The following is a 17,808-nucleotide window of genomic DNA, read 5'->3' on the forward strand; positions in this document are numbered from 1 at the left end:
CTGTACGATTCCACCGCATGCGCCGAGTGATCCGGCTGCTGGAGCAGCCCAGCCGTCGCGGTGCCGATGTTAGTGTCTGCCGGTGACCGAAGACATGCGCTCCGAACTCCGTATCGGGATCCTCGGCGCCGCCCGCATCGCGCCGGCGTCGGTGATCAAACCGGCCGAGCGGAACCGGGAGGTCGTCGTCGCGGCGGTGGCAGCCCGCGACCGGGCGCGTGCGGAGCGGTTCGCCCGCAAGCACGGCATCCCGCAGGTCTACGACAGCTATCGGGCGCTGATCGATGCCCCCGATCTCGACGCGGTCTATATCCCGCTGCCGAACGGCCTGCACGGCCGCTGGACCCGCGCCGCCGTACAGGCCGGAAAACATGTGCTGTGCGAGAAGCCGTTCACCGCCAACGCCGCCGAGGCAGCCGAGATCGCCGCCTTGGCGAGCGCGTCCGATCGCGTCGTGATGGAGGCGTTCCACTACCGCTACCACCCGCTGATCTCGGCCGCCGAACAGATCATCGCCTCCGGCGAATTGGGGACACTGCGGCGGGTGGAAGCCGCGCTGTGCTTCCCGCTGCCGAAGTTCTCCGATATCCGCTACGACTACGCCCTCGCCGGCGGTGCACTGATGGACGCGGGCTGCTACGCCGTGCACATGGCCCGTGTGCTGGGTGGGGAGACCCCGGAAGTAATCGGCGCGCAGGCGAAACTGCGCGAACCACAGATCGACCGGGCCATGATCGCCGAACTGCGCTTCCCGTCCGGACACACCGGCCACATCCAGTGCTCGATGTGGTCGGCGGACGTGCTGCGCGTCGGCGCCACCGTCATCGGTGAACGCGGGCGGATGCGACTGGTCAATCCGGTGCTGCCGCACCTCGGACATCTGCTGACGGTCCGCTCGCAGGGCGGCAGGCGGGTGCGGCGGTTCGGGCATCGGGCCTCCTACGACTATCAACTCGACGCCTTCGCCGCCGCGGTGCTGCGCGGCGAGCCGGTCGCCACCGGGCCGAGCGACGCTGTCCACACCATGACCGTCATCGATGCCATCTACCGAACCGCGGGCCTGCCGCTACGCCAGCCGAGCTGACGTCTCGTCGAAGAAATCGACGATATGTCCGAACACGTCCAGCGCCGCGCCACGGCCGAGGAACGTGTCGAGGTGGCCGTAGGAGGGGATCTCGACATAGCGGACATCGACACCGGGGTTGCGCACCGAAAGCACCTCGTAGCAGAGCCTATTGGAATCGAGCCAGGCCTCGTTGCGACTGCCGGACAACAGCAGCACCGGACAGTCGATTCGATCGGCCCGGTCCAGCGCGTTCTCCGGGAGCGCACGGTATCGCTCGTCGTCGACGTTCCACCGGACCACGGCGTGCGCCAATTCCATCTGCCGCAGCTGCGGCAGTACCGAGAGCGGTATCACGCCGAACAATTCGGCCAGCCGGTCGTGGGTGCGCGCGTCCAAGTGGTCGTGCTCGAACAGCCTCGCGCCCATCCCCCACCCGTGTTGAACCATCCGGCAGGTCGGGTCCGGGCAGTCACCCTTGCGTGACAGCGCCGCATACAGCAAGGTGCGCCGGGACCAGAGCCCCACCTTGCGGAAGTCGGATTCGATATGGCTGATCCGGGAGCCGAGCAGTTCGCTGCCGAGCAGCACCCGCACCCGCGCCGACGTGCTGACCTTGGGAGTCAGGAAGACGCCCTGTGCGACCACGCCGGCCAGTCCTGGCAGCAGTCCGGCCGTCATGCTCAGCGAGAGGGCCAGCGCGCCGACGCAGTGCGCCACGACGAACAGCGGACGGTCTCCGATTCGCTCCCTGATCTGTGCGACCGCCGCGGGCAGGTCGTAGAGCGCGACATCGTCGAAGGTGTAGGCCGGTCCGGATGCGTTGTAGGGCAGGCGGCAACTGCCACGCCAGTCGAGCAGCCACGACTGGTATCCCGCATCGGTCAGGACGTCGGTGACATTGCGAATCTCGGGTACTGCGAACATTTCCGATGAGACGCCGTGCCCGTGCACCAGCAGCACCGCGGGTGCGTCGGCCGGTCCCCTCCGACGCAACGTGAGGTCGAGGCCGTCGGCGGTTCGGAAGGAAATCACCTCCTCGGCACCGAGTGGCGGCACGATCGATCGCCTATCGGTCATCGGCGGTGCTCCCTACGCGCGGCGCGGCGCAGATCCAGCAGGTCGACACCGACCCGGAGGACCGGTTCCAGCAGACCTTTGCCGAGCTGGCCACCGAACCAGCCGAGCCACAGCAGTTTCGCCAGCCGCTGCTGCCGTTCGGGCAGTCGCGGATCGATCTGGATGCCGTCGATCTGGTCGGAAAGGTAGGTGTGCATCGGCACGGCGACCTCGCCGCGGTACGACGCGGGCTCCCCGGTGCGTCCGATCTCGATCTCCTGTGTTCCGAGTTGCCGCACCATGCGTCGTCGCGCGGCGGCGAACTTGTATCCCTCCAGCCACCAGGTGCCGCCGGAGGAATCACGCAGCGTCAGCCGGTAATGCATGAGCGGATGCCGCGTTTCGTGGCGCAGCGGTATCCCGTCGTGCGGCCGAACCGTCGCCGTGCCCGCGACGGCGAGCGGCTCGTCGCCCAAGCCTGCGCAGGCGAGCTCGCCGGTGACCTCGATCGTCCGAGCGGTGACCAGCTGCGTGCTGCTCGCGACGGACAACGTCAGCCGTAGATCGCAGGGGATGTCCGCCGTCTCCCCGACAGGACCGATAGCCCCGGTGAGTGTTTCGTTGAACCGCAGATAGGGCTGATCACCCGGCTGCGGCCCGACGCCGGCCAGGGCCGCGAGCATCCGGCTGCGTCCCGACGGACCGGGTGTCGCGAGCGCGGGCAGGCCGTTGGCGGACACGAGCGCTTCGGTGCGCGCGGCCGATGCCGGCGGCGCGGTGACCATCGCCGCCAGCTGCCGCCGGGCGACGGGACTCTGCAGCACCTGCGCCAGCGATTCCAGTTCCGGTACCGGTTCTGCTCTGATCGCCCGGACCACGTCATCGCACCACTGCTCCCAGTGCTGCACCCGAACTCCCATACCGGCCAGCGTGGTTTCGGCGACCACCTGATCGAGTGAAGTGGGCGCGCCGGTGAGGTGATAGGTATGGCCCCAGGCGTTGGGCGTCACGACGATCTCCGCGGCTACCCGGCTGACCCAATCCACCGGGGCGGCATTGAGGTAGCGGAATCCCGGTGCGGTGCGAAATCGCATCAGCGCCGCGGTGATTCCGGAGTTGAGGTCACGCGGATTGTGGGCGCCGGTCTCCGGATGGCTGCCGATGCCGCCCGGTCGGAGGATGGTCACCACGAGCCCGTGTTCGCCCGCCCGGCGGAGCACGGCCTCGGCGGCCCATTTGGATCGGTCGTAGCCGATGGGCAGCGCGGCGACGTTGGCGGTCGGATCGTCCTCGCCCAGCGTGGCGGCATCCGATCCGTTGAACACGGCCAGCGAGGAAATGTGGTGCATCGGTTTCGGCCGGTCGGTGCAGGCCAGCTCGGCGAGGGTCAGCGGACCCAGGACGTTGGTCCGGCGCAGCGATGGATAGCCACGCAGGAAATCCACTGCGGCCCCGGCGTTGACGATCGCGTCCACGTCCGCGGCGAGCGTTGTCCACTGTTCGCCGGACAGGCCGAGTCGGGGCAGGCGCAGGTCGCCCGCCAGCGGCGTCACGCGCCGCAGCACCTCCCGGCTGCACGGCAGCGCGAAGCGCCGTAAGGCCTGCTCCAGCCGTTGGGCGGCGGCGTCATTGTCGTCGGCGCGGATCAGGCACACCACGTGGGCGCTGCTGTGCCGCAACAGGTCGAGCAGCAGGTGACTGCCGAGGAAGCCGGTCGCCCCGGTCAGCAGGATGCGGCGCGGCGCGACCCGCTCCGGCGCGGCCACCAGCGGCAACCGGTCGGCGCCCGCGAGATCGGCGAAGAGTTGGGCGAGGTCATCGGTCTCGGGTTCGGCGTCAGGGCGCGGCGGTGCGGGTTCGGGGTGCTCGGCCAGCCAGCGGTGCGCCAGCCTGCGGGGTCGCGCGTCGAAGAACACCGTGTCCAGATCCAGGTGGACGTCCAGCTCACGCGCGAGTGCCGCGACGAATTCCACCGCGGCGATGGAGCTGCCGCCGGCATCGAAGAAGTCGGTGTCCGCGTCCATGGTCGTCGCGGTGAACCGATTCGCGACCGCGGTGAGTGCCGCGGCCAACGCCTCGGCGTCCATTCCGGACGCCCCTTGTCCGGCCGGGGGCACGCTGCCACCGTGCTCGACGAGGGGCGCGGGACCGTCGGATTCGGCGACCGCCACGCGTTCATAGGTCTCGGCCTGCGGCACTCGTTCATGAGTTTCGGCGAGCGGCATGCCTCCGTCGGATTCCGTGAGCGGCACGCGTCCATCGCTTTCGGCGAGTGGGGCCTGGCCCTTGCCGCCCGCGCGCGCGAGCAGGGTGGCGATGTCCAGTCCGGCAGCGCCTCGTTCGAGGGTTTCACCCAGCACGCGTCGGTCGACGGCCGGATTGCGGACCTTCGCTCGCTCCTCGGGAGCGGTCACCCTGTCACGTCCTCTCCATTCGTCGCCGTGTCCCAGGACCGGAACTCCCGCAGGCGATTCGGTGTCACGGACACGTCCACTCGTTGTGCGTCGGAGGCACCGCCGAGCAGGCGCGCGGCCAATCGGCGCGCGGGCGCGTTGCGGACGGTGTGCTCGACCGGCATCCGGACCGTGGAGCAGCCGAGCGTCTCGGCTCGATCCGCCACCCAGCTCAGCAGCCGCTCCTCGACGCCGCGCCCGAGGGCGCGGCAGCTGAGGTGCCAGCCGCTGATCCACAGCGTGTCCGTATCCGCCCGGAGTGCGAGCACCGAGATCAGGCCGTAGTCGCCGAAGCGGTCGCGCGCCGTCGCGGTCCACACCTCGCCGTCGTCGCGCCATCTGTCGAGATCGTCCACGGTGACCTCGGCGAGGGTGAACTGCGTGGTCCGTCGCACGAGTTGTCCTGCACGGTCCACGGTGGCATCGGTCAGCGGCTCGATGTCGACCGCGAGGTTCAGCTGCTCGAGGAATTCCTCGAATCCCGCTGTGCCACGCGCGATGTCGCGCTGGTCCTCCTGACGATAGAAGTCGGCCCGCGCACGATCCTCGGCGGTGGTGGCGACCGGAACCATCGGCCACAATCGCGCCAGGAACGACTCCAGTTCAGCGGCGGGCGGACACGTCACCGACAGCACCTCCGGCAACAGTGCTCGCATACGCGCCACTTCCACCGGGTTGTCGTCCAGATAGCAGAAGCCGTCCAGTCCCAGCCGCAGTGTGCGAGCGACCTCCTCCAGCCGCTCGGGCTTACCGCGCCAGCCCGTCGAGACGGCGGCGAAATGTTCGCGGCGCAGCGGGCTGTCGGACCTGTCCAGGATTTCCGCGACGATATCGTCATCGTTGTTGGTCACCAGCACCAGCAGCGTTCCCGCCGCCCGCCACTGCAACAGCCGCCGGGCCAGCGCGCGGCGCGGCTCATCGAAAGCCACGGCCGCGGAGCCGATCTCGCCCGCGGTCCCGCTCCACAAGGTGTCGTCGCCGTCCACCGCGATCACCTTCGGCGCGGGCTCCGTCACGGCGGCGGCGGTCGCGACGAGGGTGAGCGCCACTGCCGCCTGGAATTCGGGTGTGAAGGGCAGGTGCGCGAGGATCTCGGTGCGGTCGTCGAAGGGGTTGTCCACCGGATGGTGGCGCGTCCACTCCTGGGGTTCCAGCACCGCGACACCGGGAAGGTCGCGCAGGCGTCCGGCTACGAGCCGCTCCCACGCGCGCAACCGTTCCTCCGGGCGGGCCGAGGGCAGGATGCCGACGATGACCGGCCGACGCGTGCGTTCGGCCACCGCGCGCACCGCCGCCGGATATTCGGCGGCGAGCTCGGCGAGCAGGTCATCGGAGACCGCGCCGAATCGTTCCAGATCCGCCGCACGCAACAGCACGATCCCCAGCGCCGTCGACGGTTGCGCGAAGACACCCGACGGGTCACGCAGGCAGGACAGCACATGGTGGTACGGCGCATCCGCCACGGTGATCGCCGTGGAATCCGCGGAGGCCGCGGCCATCAGCTCGGGCAGCCTGCCGAGCGCGAAGGTCGCGCCCAGCGCCGCACGAAGACCGGACACCGGCTGCCCGGTGGTGCCGGGCCGAGCCGGCGCCCCGGGGTCGGCGACCGCGGCCGCGACCGTGTTCAGGTACTCCGTGCCGAACTCTGCGCAGGTCCCGGCGTCGATGATGTCGCTGTTGTAGGTCAGCCACACTTGGCCGGAGTCCGGCAGCACCGCGACCATGAGGTCGAGATCGGAATAGCCGGTGCTCACCGGAACCACCGCGGCCCGACCGACCGCGGAATTGGCGCGCAGGTAGTTGAAATACACCTCGACCAGCGGCGCGTTCTCGCGGTACAGGCCCTCGGTGGTCAGCGCGGCGAGCACATCCGCGAAACCGGCGCCGGGCGCGAGCAGCTTCCGCAGCCGCTCGCCGGTGCGCCGCAGCACGTCGCCGACGAGATCACCGGCCGCCACGGTGGCCGGGAACGGCACGGGCACACCGAAATACCCGACGGCATCGGTCGCATCGGCGTGCATTCGAGTATCCACCGGAACCGCGAGGGCGAACCGGTCGACATGCTGCCGTCGTGCCAGCACAACGGTCAGCGCGCCGAGGAATACCGCGGCCGGGGTGATGCCGAGTTCGCGGGCCCGGTCCGCGACCTTGTCGTGCAATCCGGCTGGCATCTCCAGCGCGACCGATCCCGCACCGTAGCTGCGCTGGGCCGGTCGCGGCCGCGCCAAGGTCAGCTCGAGCCGACGAGATCCGGCGAAGGCGTCACGCCATCGGGTGCTCGCGGTATCGTCGCGCCTGCTCGACTGCGCGGCGAGCAGTTGATGCATATCGCGGTTGGTCACGGCGTCGTCGAGCCGTGCGCCGGACAGTTCCGCGGCCAGTTCACCCGCGACCAGCAGCATCGATTGCACATCGCTCATGCTGTGATGCGCGCCGAAAAGCAGTACCGGATCGGCGCTTTCGGCAGTGAGGAGTTCGAAGCGCCACAGCGGGCCTGTCTCCAGATCGAAAGGCTGCGCCATCAGTTCGCGGAAGCTCTCCCCCGCGACGGTGTCGTCGAGCCGGTCGAGGTCGCGCCAGCCTGCCACAATGCCGGGTTCGCGGCGGATCTCCAGCTGCCGTCCGTGCTCCTGGCTGGGCCGAATCGTGGTCCGCAGGGCGGCATGTCGGCGGGCCAGCCGTGCCAGTGCCTGCTCCAGCTGGGGGCGGGTGACCGGCATGGGTAGCCGCACGGCGACGCCGCCGGTCTGCGCGGCGGCGGGGATACCGAGTTGTTCGGTCCGCAGCAGACGCATCATGTCGCGAGTCACCGGCAGCACTTCGATGTCGGGTACTTCGGTGACCGCGTCGTCCGGCGCTCCGGTGGCGGCCTGCCGCAGCACCTCCTCGACAAGATGGTCGGCGAGGTCGGTGAGGCTCTGCCCGGCGAGGATCGTGCCGAGCGGCACCGAGATTCCGGTGTGCTCGCGCACCTTGTTGCGCAGCTCTACCGCCATCAACGAGTCCAGGCCCAGACTCTGGAAGGGCTGCTCGGCCGCGACCGTCTCGGTGTCCGCATGGCCGAGCACATCCCCCGTCCACTTCACCACCGCGGCGAGCGCCAGGGCGGTGGCCTGCGCGCGCGGCACGGCCCGCAGTTGTTCGGCGAAACGCGACCCCGCCGCCACGTCGACGGCCGCGCGATCGGTCACGGCCCGGCGCGGGGCGCGGCGCACGAGTCCGCGTAGCAGCGGCGGGACGGCCGGTGCGCGGCGCAGCACGTCGGTGTCCAGAAGCAACGGGACCAGCACCGGATCACCGGCCCGGAGCGCGGCATCGAAACAGGCCATCCCCTCCGGCACCGAGAATGCTCGGACACCGGCACGCGCGATGCGCCGGATATCGGCCTGCGCCATGTGGTCGTGCATATCGACTTCCCACGCGCCCCAGGCCAGCGACTGCGCGGGAAGACCGAGCGACCGGCGACGCAGTGCCAGCGCGTCGAGATAGGCGTTGGCAGCCGCGTAGTTGGCCTGGCCCGGTGTGCCGAACAGGCTTCCCGCCGCGGAGAAGAGCACGAACATCGACAGCTTTCGATCCGCCGTCAGCTCGTGCAGGTGGTATGCCGCATCGACTTTCGGACGCAGCACGGCGTCCAGCTGCGCGGGTGTCAACGAATCGAATGTGCTGTCGTCGAGGACGCACGCGGCGTGGACCACACCGGCCAGCGGCATACCGTCGAGCAGTTGCGCCAGGGCCGGCCGGTCGGTGACATCGCAGCGCGCGAATCGCACGCGCACCCCGCGGCTCTCCAGCTCATCCCGCAAGTCGCCGCCACCGGGACCATCGATACCGCGGCGACTGACCAGCACCAGATCTCGGGCCCCGTACGCGTCGGCCAGGTGCCGGGCCAGCGCCGAACCGAGCCGCCCCGGAGCGCCGGTGACCAGCACGGCGCCCTCGCCGAGTGCCGCCCCGCCTTCCGCTGCTCGCCCCGCCCGCTCCGGCAGTCGAGCCAGTCGCGGCACGAACGCCACCCCGGCGCGCACGGCCAACTGCTGTTCCCGCGCGGCGAGCAGCGCGGCAATGTCCACCTCGGGGTCGGCTGTGTCGACCAGCACGATCCGGCCGGGATTCTCCGATTGTGCGGAGCGCACCAGGCCCCACACCACCGCGCCCGCCGGATCCGGATGGTCCTCACCGGGCAACGCCACCGCGCGGCGGGTACGCACGACCAGCGTCGTCTGCTCGAATCGGCTGTCGGAGAGGATGGTTTGCAGCGTCGCCAGGATCTGCTGGGCCGTGTCGTGCACCCGGCTCGGCGACTCGCCTTCGGCCACTGGCAGCACGATCGCGTCAGCGGCGATCGGGACCGTGGAGTCCCATTCGGCCAGCGTGAGCGTCCGGTCCGGCGCGGGCAGCGCAAGCTCCGACCAGTCCATCCGGAACAGGCGACGGTAGGCGGGTGCGATGGACGCGGCATTCCATTGCGCGGCGGCGACCGCACGCGACAGCACCGACCCCACCGACACCACCGGCTGCCCGGACCGGTCGGTCGCGGACATGGTGACGGTGTCGGTCCCCGATCGGGTCAGCCGGACGCGGAGCGCGGTGGCGCCGGAGGCCCACAGCGCGACATCGCTCCACACGAATGGCAGCAGGGCATTCTCGCCGTCGGCGGCCAACAGCGCGGTGGCGTGCAACGCGGCATCCAGCAAGGCCGGATGGATACCGAACGTCGCGGCGTCGCGGTGCGCGGATTCGGGCAGTTCGACCTCGGCGAAGATTTCGTCGTCGCGTCGCCATGCCGCCCGCATCGCCTTGAACAGCGGTCCATAGTGGTGCCCGCGCGTGCGCAGCTCGGCGTACAGGTGGTCGACGTCGATGGACACTGCTTCCGCGGGCGGCCATTGCGACGAATCCGCCTCCGTCGGAGAAGATTCGGGCTGTTCGGCCAGTATGCCGTCGGCATGCAGCGTCCACTGGGCATCCGGATCGTGTGCCTCGCGGGCGTAGATGCGCACCGTGCGGTGGTTGTCGGCGTCGGCGCCACCGACCACCACCTGGATCTGCACAGCTCCGCGATCGGGCACGAGCATCGGAGCGCGCAACACCAGCTCCCGCACCACCGGGGTGTCCACCTCGTCACCGGCACGGACGGCCAGTTCGATCAACGCCGCACCGGGCACCAGCACCGTGTTGGGGCCCGCGTGATCGGCCACCCACGGCTGCTGCTGACGCGACAGCCGCCCCGTCAGTGTGACCCCACCCGAATCAGGTTGCGGCACAACGGCACCCAAAATGGGATGGGCGAGGTCCTGCAGCCCGAGCGAAGCGGTCTTGCGGCCGACGGGGTCGGTCCAGAACCGCCGCTCGTCGAAGGCATAGGTGGGCAGGTCCACCCGCTCGTATTCGGGAACCAGTCGCGTCCAGTCGAGTTCGCGGCCCGCGACATACAGTTCGGCCCGCGACCTGGCCAGGCAGGTGGGTCCGTCCTGGTCCCGTACCAGCGAGCCCACGGCCACCACCTCGCGCGCGAGATCCTCCGCCACCGTCCGGACGGCCGCGGTCAGCGACGGGTGCACACCGAGCTCGACGAAATACCGGAACCCGTCGGCGATCATGCGCTCGATCGTGGCCGCGAACCGCACGGTCTCGCGAGCGTTGCGATACCAGTAGTCGGGCCCGATCGGTTCGTTCGCCATGAGTTCGCCCGATACCGTCGAATACCACGCCGTCGCAGGTGAATCCGCGGTCATACCGGCCAGCTCCGCCGTCAATGGATCGCGGATGGGCTCGATCAAGCCGCAGTGCCCGGCATATCCGGGGCCGGCGGCGCCGAGGCGCGTGTAGATACCCGCGTGGTCCATCTCGGCCAGCAGCTCTTCCACCGCGGCCTGCTCGCCCGCCACGATCGTGGAGCGACGCACATTGACCGCCGCGATCGACACCCGTCCGCCGAAGTCCGCCAGCCGCCGGGCCACCTCGGCCTCGGGCAGGCCGATCATCGCCATCGCGCCAGGCTCGGCAATGCTCTGCATCAGCCGGCTGCGCGCCATGACGATCCGTGTGGCATCGCTCAATTCGATGACACCGGCGCAGTAGGCGGCGGCGATCTCGCCCTGACTGTGGCCGATCACCGCATCCGGCGTGACGCCCGCCGCCCGCCAGGTGGCCGCGAGTGCGGCCATGGTCGCGAACAGCAGCGGCTGCACGACGGGGAAATCAGCGAGATCCGCGGCGGTCATGGTGGTCAGCCGGTCGCTCAGCGACCAGTCCAGATGCACGCCGAACGCCTTGTCGCACTTCACGAATTCGCTACGAAACTCCTCGCAGCGGGCGAGCATATCGCGCGCCATGCCGACCCACTGCGTTCCCTGCCCCGGGAAGACGAATGCCGTCTTGGCATTGGTGAGCACCGGACCGTCGCCGACGACGGCATTCGGCGAGGACCGACCGTCCACCAGATCGCGCAGCGCGTGCACCATCTCGTCCCGATCGCCCGCCACCACGACCGCACGCCGCTCGAACTGGGTACGTTGCAACGCCAATGCGCGCGAGACCGGGCCCGGTTCCAGTCGCGGATCGGCGACCACCAGGCCGAGCAGCCGTTCGGCCTGACCGCGCAGCGACGCCGCACTGCGGGCGGAGATCGGCAGCAGCGCCACGCTCCGGTCGTCGATCATCGTGCCGGGTACGACCGCGGGCTCGGACGGAGCCTCCTCGAGGATCAGGTGCGCGTTCGTGCCGCTGAGCCCGAAAGCGCTCACACCGGCGCGCCGCGGCCGATCGCCCCTGCGCCACGGCATGGGCTCGGCCTGCACCGTCACACCGCTTCGCGCCCAATCGACCTGCGCTGAGGGCACACCCGCGTTCAGGGTGGCGGGGATTCGTTCGTGTTGCAGTGCGAGCACCAATTTGATGACGCCGGCCACGCCCGCCGCGGCCTGAGTATGGCCCACATTGGATTTCAGCGAGCCGATACCGAGCCGCCGCCGCGGGTCACGACCCGGCCCGAACACCCGCGCCAGTGCGCGCGCCTCGATCGGATCTCCGAGCGCCGTACCCGTGCCGTGCGCCTCGACATAGTCGATATCATGCGGAGCCAGACCCGCCACCCGCAGTGCCGAGCGCAGTACCTGCTCCTGGGACGCGCCGTTCGGCGCGCTCAGCCCCTGGCTGCGGCCGTCCTGGTTGACGGCGGAGCCACGAATGACCGCGAGGACCCGGTCGCCGTCACGGCGAGCGTCGCCGAGACGCTTCAACAGCAGCAGGCCGGCGCCCTCGGCCCACACCGTCCCGTCGGCATCGGCGGAGAACGGCGCACACCGGCCCGTCGGCGACAGCACACCCAACCGGCACAATTCGATATGGGCGGTCGGTGACATCAGCAGCGTGGCCCCGCCCGCCAACGCGAGATCGCACTCCCCCGCGCGCAGTGCCTGCATCGCCAGATGCATCGCGACAATGGACGAGGAGCAGGCCGTGTCCAGGGTGACCGCCGGACCGTGCAGCCCCAACGTGTAGGCGATCCGGCCGGACGCGACGCTCGGCGACAGTCCCGTCCCGACCTGGCCATTCAGTTGTTCCGGCGCGGCGTCGGCCAGATAGCCGGTGCTGTACACGCCGAGGTAGACGCCGGTCGCGCTGCCGTGCAGGGTGCGTGGATCGCGACCCGACCGTTCGATCGCCTCCCAGCTGAGCTGCAACATCATGCGCTGCTGCGGATCCATCACCGCGGCCTCGCGCGGGCCGATGCCGAAGAAGGCGGCATCGAAGCGATCGATGCCGTCGACGTATCCGCCGCGGAAGGTGTACGCCTTACCTGTCGCCGAGGTGTCGGGGTCGTACAGACCGTCGATATCCCAACGGCCCGGGGGCACCTCGGTGAGCGCGTCACCGTTGCTGTCCAGCAGCCGCCACAGTGCCTCGGGTGAATCCGCACCGCCGGGGAATCGGCACGACATCGACAGAATCGCGATCGCGTCGTCGTCCGCGTCGTCGCCTGCGCCCACATCGACCACGGCCGCCTCGGGACCGGCCGGGTCCGGCTCGCGCTCGGTGGCGGGGGCCAGTGCCGTGGCCACCTCGGCGATCGTCGGGTGATCGAAGAACAGGTTCGTGTCGATGAAGCGTCCGAGAAAGTCCGACAGGTCGACCACCAGCTCCACCAGATCGGCCGAGCCCAAACCGAATTCGACCATCGGCCGATGCACGTCGATGCGTTCCGGATCCAGCGCCGCCTGTCGCGCGATCGCCGTCACCAGCCAGGATTGGACCGCCTCGGCGGACGGCTCCGCCACGGGCCGATCCGCGGACAACTCGTTCCCCGTCTCCGCTGTGTAGTCGTCCAGCTCGTCCTCCGGCGACCGCACCGGACCCGCCGACAGCGCGATCAACTCGCCGGACAGATACGCCGCCCGGCACGCTGCACGCTGGATCTTCCCACTGCTGGTCTTGTAGATGGTGCCCGGCCGGATCAGCAGCACGGCCGCCGGCGTGAGCCCGTGATCCGTCGCCACCGCCGCCCGCACGGCGCCCTCGACCTCGGCCAACTCACCGGGGTCCGCGCCACGCACTTCGGCCACCACGACCGGCTGCTCGCCGCCCGCTCCGACCTCCACGGCAAAGGCAGCGACGCATCCGGCGCGGACACTGTCGTGCGCCGCCTCCGCGGTCAGCTCGATGTCCTGCGGATAATGGTTGCGGCCGTCGATGATCATCAGATCCTTGCGTCTTCCGGTCACGAACAGCTCGCCGCCGGAAAGCAACCCGAGATCCCCGGTACGGAGGAAGCGGCGATCATCACCGGGCAGCGTCGCCCCGAACACCTCGGCGGTGGCCTGCTCGTCACGGAAATATCCCGCGCCGACGCTGTCCCCTGCGACCCAGATCTCACCTTCGTCCCCGTCGGCACGCTCGGTACCGTGCTCGGGGTCGACGATCGCTATCGAGATTCCCTCGGGCGGCTGCCCGACACCGACCAGCTCCGCCCTGCGAGTGCGGTGTGCGGCACCGGATTGTTCGGCCTCCACGAGTGTCGGTGTCTCGCCGGTGGACGACGCGGTCACGATCAAGGTGGCTTCGGCCAAGCCGTAGACCGGCTGCAGGGATTCGGCGCGAAAGCCGGCCCGAGCGAATGTCTCGGTGAACCGCCGCACCGTCGCGGCGCGCACGGGCTCGGCCCCGTTGAACGCCACCCGCCAGCGGCTCAGGTCGAGTCGATCGATCCGCTCCGGCGCAATCCGGCGCAGGCACAGTTCGTAGGCGAAGTTGGGGCCGCCGCTGGTGTGGGCGCGGTATGCCGAGATCGCCTGTAGCCATCGCTCGGGGCGCTGCAGGAAATGCAGGGGCGACATCAGCACCGAATTCCCGCCGAGGTAGACCGTCTGCAGTATCGGTGCGATGAGTCCCATGTCGTGGTACATCGGCAGCCAGCTGGCGAACAGCGCACCGTCCCAGGACTCGATCGTCGCCTGGTCGTGGCCGAGCCCGGCGGCGATCGCCTGCTGGTTGTGCAGCAGGTTCCGATGGGTGAGCAGCACGCCCCTGGGTGCGCTGGTCGAGCCGGAGGTGTACTGGATGAACGCGACCGAGTCGGGTCCGAGATCCGGCTCGCGCCATTGTGATCCGTGGTCGTCGGCTATCTCGTCGGTGGCCAGCCAGGGCACGCCGGCCAGCTCCGGAATCTGTGCATGCAGCGCGGCCGAATCCGCGACGATACGCCGCGAGGCCAGCGCCACATCGACATCCGCATGCGCCACCATCCGGCGCAGCCGGTGCAGTGACCGGTTCTCCCATTCCGGCAGGGGCGCGGGAACCGCGACCACTCCGGCCGCCAGGCAGCCGAAGAACGCCTCGATGAACTCCGGGCCGGCCGGATACAGCAACAGCGCCCGCCGCGGCATCGAGTCCTGGAGTGCGGCGCCGATCGCCCGGGCACGCACACCCAGGTGGCCATACCGGATTTCGCGGACCACACCGTCGACGTCACCGCTGTCCAGGAACCGGTACACCAACTCGGCCGACCGGCTCTCGACCTGGGCGAAGAGTGTCTCGACGACAGTGTTGCGCACGAACTACTTCCTCTGACGGTAAGACTCGGGATTCAGCCGGTCCTGGTTCCTTGGCGTAGGGAGGAACGGCAGACGGCGCATTCTGAATGAAAGCGCACACAATATAGCCATCGTTACGCCTCTTGCCGCCGCTGGCAATATCGGCGCCGTCGCCGCGTGCCCCGAATTCTGGGGGCACCGGGTCGCGCGAGACCCTCTGAGGCTGTGGGAATTTCACATTTGCGGGTCGTCGAGCAGACGGTGAGGATGGCTGGGTGTCACACGCCCCTGTATCGCTTCGCGAACTTCCCCGACTCCGCACCGGCCGCATTGCGCAGATCGGTGGACTGATGCGCCCCGGCACCCACCGGTCTCCCTTGCTGGAATTCGGGGATCGTTTCGTCGTCTCGCCGCCGGGATTTCCCCCCATGCTGGTCACTCACGATATGGACGATGTACGAGAAGTGTTCGCCAACCACGACGACTTCTCGATCGGGCAGGTGCTGAGCCGGCTCTCCAGCCACGACGTGATGTTCGGCAAGCAGACGTTGATCTTCCTCGACGGTGACGAGCACCGCCGCGAACGCCGGCTGTTCGCTCCGCCGTTCCAGCACAAAGCACTCCAGTCCTATGAAGATCTCATGGTGGAGGTGGTCGAACGCGAACTTCCGAGCTGGCCGATCGGTACACCGTTCGAATTCCTGCAGGTGGGTTACGACCTGGCCATCGGTGTGCTGCTCGGGGTCGTCTTCGGTGACGCGGCTCCGGCCCGCCGGGACCGGCTGAAGCAGGCGGTGCGCCGGTGGTTCGGGGAGATCGAAAGTCGCGGTTTTCTCGCCGTCACCTTGCTCACCCCGCTGCTCGGCGGCTACACCCCGCCCTACCCGCCCCTCGGTCGCCGCCAGTCCGAGGTCGACGCCGTCATCATCGAAGAGATCGCCGCGCGTCGGGCCATGCCCGGGGACGGTGAACGGAAAGACGTGCTGTCCCGGTATGTCGGCACCGCACTGGATCAGCACGACGACCCCGCGCTGGCCCGCAACATGCGCGGCATCCTGCTGGGCGCCTACGAGACCACCGCCATCACGCTCGGCTGGATCGCCGCCATGCTGGCCGGCCACCCGCACGCCATGGCGGAACTGGACGCGGCGGCCGACGCGGGAGACCAGGCCCGCCTCGACGCCTACCTCGACGCCGTGGTGGCCGAAACGATGCGGCTGCGCCCGGTGTCCCCGTTCACGGGACGAAGAGCGCTGCGCGACACCGTGATCAACGGTGTCCACATCCCGAAGGGCACCATCGTCATAGTCCCGATCCTGCTCATCCACGAATCACCACGGCACTACCCGGATCCGATGGTCTTCCGGCCCGAACGCTTCCTCGACGAGCGACCCAAGGGACACACCTGGCTGACCTTCGGCGCCGGCCCGCACCGGTGCCTGGGTGCCAACTTCGCTCTCCTGGAAGCTCGTATCCTCTTCCGCACCGTCCTGCAGCACCGCCGCATCGACTCCACACCCGGATCCGTCGAACCACCGCGCCGATACCACACCGGCCTCAGCCCCGCCCACAACGCCCGCATCACACTCCGCCCGCGCTGAGGGATGGATGCACGCGAACGCGGTTACCTGTACATAGACCGTCACCTGGGAAATACGACTGGGTGGCTTCGTACCGAGTCAGCGGGTGTTTCGGGCGGCCGCGATGCGCGTGCTCGCCGGCGCGCGACCTCCATCTCCGCAGCGACGTGCGCGTTCGGGCGAAGGCGCAGATCTAGCTGCACTGGGATTCTTCCGGCGAAACCATCACAGTCGGACAGCGGTCCGACGTGCCGATTGGGTCGGCACTATTGCCGAAAGCTCGCGCCATGCCGCCAACGGCAGCGTGGTCGGATCGGTGCCCACAACCTGCAAGCACACGTGGTCAGCCCCTGCCGCCAGGTGCTGACCTATCCGTTCCTCGATCGCGGACAGATCGCCGTAGGCCATGTTCGCATCGACCAGCCGACCGCTGGGTTCGCTGATGTCGTCGTCGCCGAAGCCGAGCCTGCGCAGGTTGGCGGCCTGGTGCGGCGCGCCCGACGCATATGCCGCGACATAGGCGCGTGCTACTTCCCGAGCACGGCTGACATCGGTGTCCAGAACCACCGGTTGCTCCACGCCAAGAAATGGCTTGTGCCCCAGCACCTCTCTGGCTCTTGCCGTATGCGCTACCGGAACGAAGTACGGGTGCGCACCCCACGTCCGTCGCGCCGCCAGTTCCAGCATCCTCGGCCCTGGTCCACAAACTGCCGCGCCGATCCTGCGCCCCCGTCGTCATGTATCGGGCTGCGATATCGAACAGAGTTGAGGCGCAGAGCACATCAGTAGAGCGACGGCTGGCTTCGTCCGCGAACTGTGACGTCACTTGTTCGCCAATTCTGGTGGCGTATTGTCACCTACACTCTTCGGAGATCTTCAGAAATCATGACGGCAGGGAACCACCCCGCCGGGCTTCCGCTTCATCCCACGCGCTGTGAAGCCGATTTCAGAGAGGGCTGCGGCACGTGTGCCAGACGGATCGCGCCGCTTCAAGCAATGATCTTTCATGGAAGTGATTCACCAGACTGCCAAGTGATCGGAGAGGGTACCCGCGATTCTGCCGTGATCCGCGCCTCATCAAGCGAACGGTGCGGCCCGGAATCAGGCCAGAACGACGCATCGTTGCCGAGACCCTTGAACGACACGTAGTAGGCATGCCCGGCCGAATCAAGCAACGGCTCCTCGTCGGCCGCGAGTGTGCCCTCTTCTCGGGCCACCTCGTACCAGAAGTCGTAGTCGAGACGGAGGACGAACACCGGCATGTAGACGGAGTCGGCATACAGCCACGAACCCGCAGCTACGATCTCCCGGCCGTTCATAATGACCATATGCTATGCGGGGCGAGGGACAGTCGCTTGGGCGCCTGGCAAACGTCCTATATTGCCGCTGGGCGCGCGTTCGCCAGAGTCACCAAGCGGTGCCGTCGGCGTTTATGGACAACGCCTTCCGGTCGATAAGGTGCTGTCGCGATTCGTGGACAACCGCCGTCGTAGATGACGGACAGAGCCCGACGGCAGTAGGTTTGCGACTCGCCGCGCGACAGCAGCCGGGAGGCAGGCCGCCATCACCCTCGAGCAGTGGCTTTCCAAGCTTGAGTGCACACGGCGACTCAGGGCACT

General features: G+C 68.9%; 7 protein-coding genes. 2 read left to right on the plus strand and 5 right to left on the minus strand.

Annotation, left to right across the window (positions count from 1 at the left end; genetic code table 11):
* Positions 1 to 94: 94 nt before the first annotated feature.
* Positions 95 to 1,084, plus strand: a complete 990-nt coding sequence (locus NB3_RS20840; RefSeq protein ID WP_067806069.1) for a Gfo/Idh/MocA family protein — start codon at positions 95 to 97, stop codon at positions 1,082 to 1,084.
* Here NB3_RS20840 and NB3_RS20845 read toward each other — a convergent pair.
* Genes NB3_RS20845 through NB3_RS20855 form a run of 3 tightly spaced genes read right to left on the minus strand, consistent with a single transcriptional unit; the run spans position 1,067 to position 14,630 of the window.
* Positions 1,067 to 2,143, minus strand: a complete 1,077-nt coding sequence (locus NB3_RS20845) for an alpha/beta hydrolase (RefSeq protein WP_067805996.1) — start codon at positions 2,141 to 2,143, stop codon at positions 1,067 to 1,069. The genes NB3_RS20840 and NB3_RS20845 overlap by 18 nt on opposite strands.
* On the minus strand, positions 2,140 to 4,536 hold the full coding sequence (locus NB3_RS20850; protein WP_067805998.1) for a thioester reductase domain-containing protein: 2,397 nt from the start codon (positions 4,534 to 4,536) through the stop codon (positions 2,140 to 2,142). The genes NB3_RS20845 and NB3_RS20850 overlap by 4 nt, the downstream gene beginning before the upstream one ends.
* The gene (locus NB3_RS20855; protein WP_067806001.1) at positions 4,533 to 14,630 is read right to left on the minus strand and encodes a type I polyketide synthase; all 10,098 of its coding nucleotides are present in this window, start codon (positions 14,628 to 14,630) and stop codon (positions 4,533 to 4,535) included. The genes NB3_RS20850 and NB3_RS20855 overlap by 4 nt, the downstream gene beginning before the upstream one ends.
* A 254-nt stretch (positions 14,631 to 14,884) precedes the next feature.
* Between NB3_RS20855 and NB3_RS20860 the strand changes: the two genes are divergently transcribed.
* Positions 14,885 to 16,210 (plus strand): cytochrome P450, encoded by a 1,326-nt coding sequence (locus NB3_RS20860; RefSeq protein WP_067806004.1) that lies wholly within the window; start codon positions 14,885 to 14,887, stop codon positions 16,208 to 16,210.
* A 204-nt stretch (positions 16,211 to 16,414) separates the two neighbouring features.
* Here NB3_RS20860 and NB3_RS20865 read toward each other — a convergent pair whose 3' ends face one another.
* Both NB3_RS20865 and NB3_RS20870 read right to left on the minus strand, forming a co-directional pair.
* A complete protein-coding gene (locus tag NB3_RS20865; RefSeq protein WP_157111921.1) occupies positions 16,415 to 16,876 on the minus strand; it encodes an LLM class oxidoreductase in 462 nt (153 codons plus the stop codon).
* Positions 16,877 to 17,193: 317 nt separating this feature from the next.
* Positions 17,194 to 17,508, minus strand: a complete 315-nt coding sequence (locus NB3_RS20870; RefSeq protein ID WP_157111922.1) for a hypothetical protein — start codon at positions 17,506 to 17,508, stop codon at positions 17,194 to 17,196.
* Positions 17,509 to 17,808: the final 300 nt, after the last annotated feature.

Origin of the sequence: Nocardia beijingensis NBRC 16342 (assembly GCF_001612785.1) — a bacterium.
Taxonomy (GTDB): Bacteria; Actinomycetota; Actinomycetes; order Mycobacteriales; family Mycobacteriaceae; genus Nocardia; species Nocardia beijingensis.

Coding starts and splice junctions, on each gene's coding strand:
- NB3_RS20840 (WP_067806069.1), top strand. CDS start 95: ATGCGCTCCGAACTCCGTATCGGGATCCTCGGCGCCGCCCGCATCGCG.
- NB3_RS20845 (WP_067805996.1), bottom strand. CDS start 2,143: ATGACCGATAGGCGATCGATCGTGCCGCCACTCGGTGCCGAGGAGGTG.
- NB3_RS20865 (WP_157111921.1), bottom strand. CDS start 16,876: ATGCTGGAACTGGCGGCGCGACGGACGTGGGGTGCGCACCCGTACTTC.
- NB3_RS20870 (WP_157111922.1), bottom strand. CDS start 17,508: ATGAACGGCCGGGAGATCGTAGCTGCGGGTTCGTGGCTGTATGCCGAC.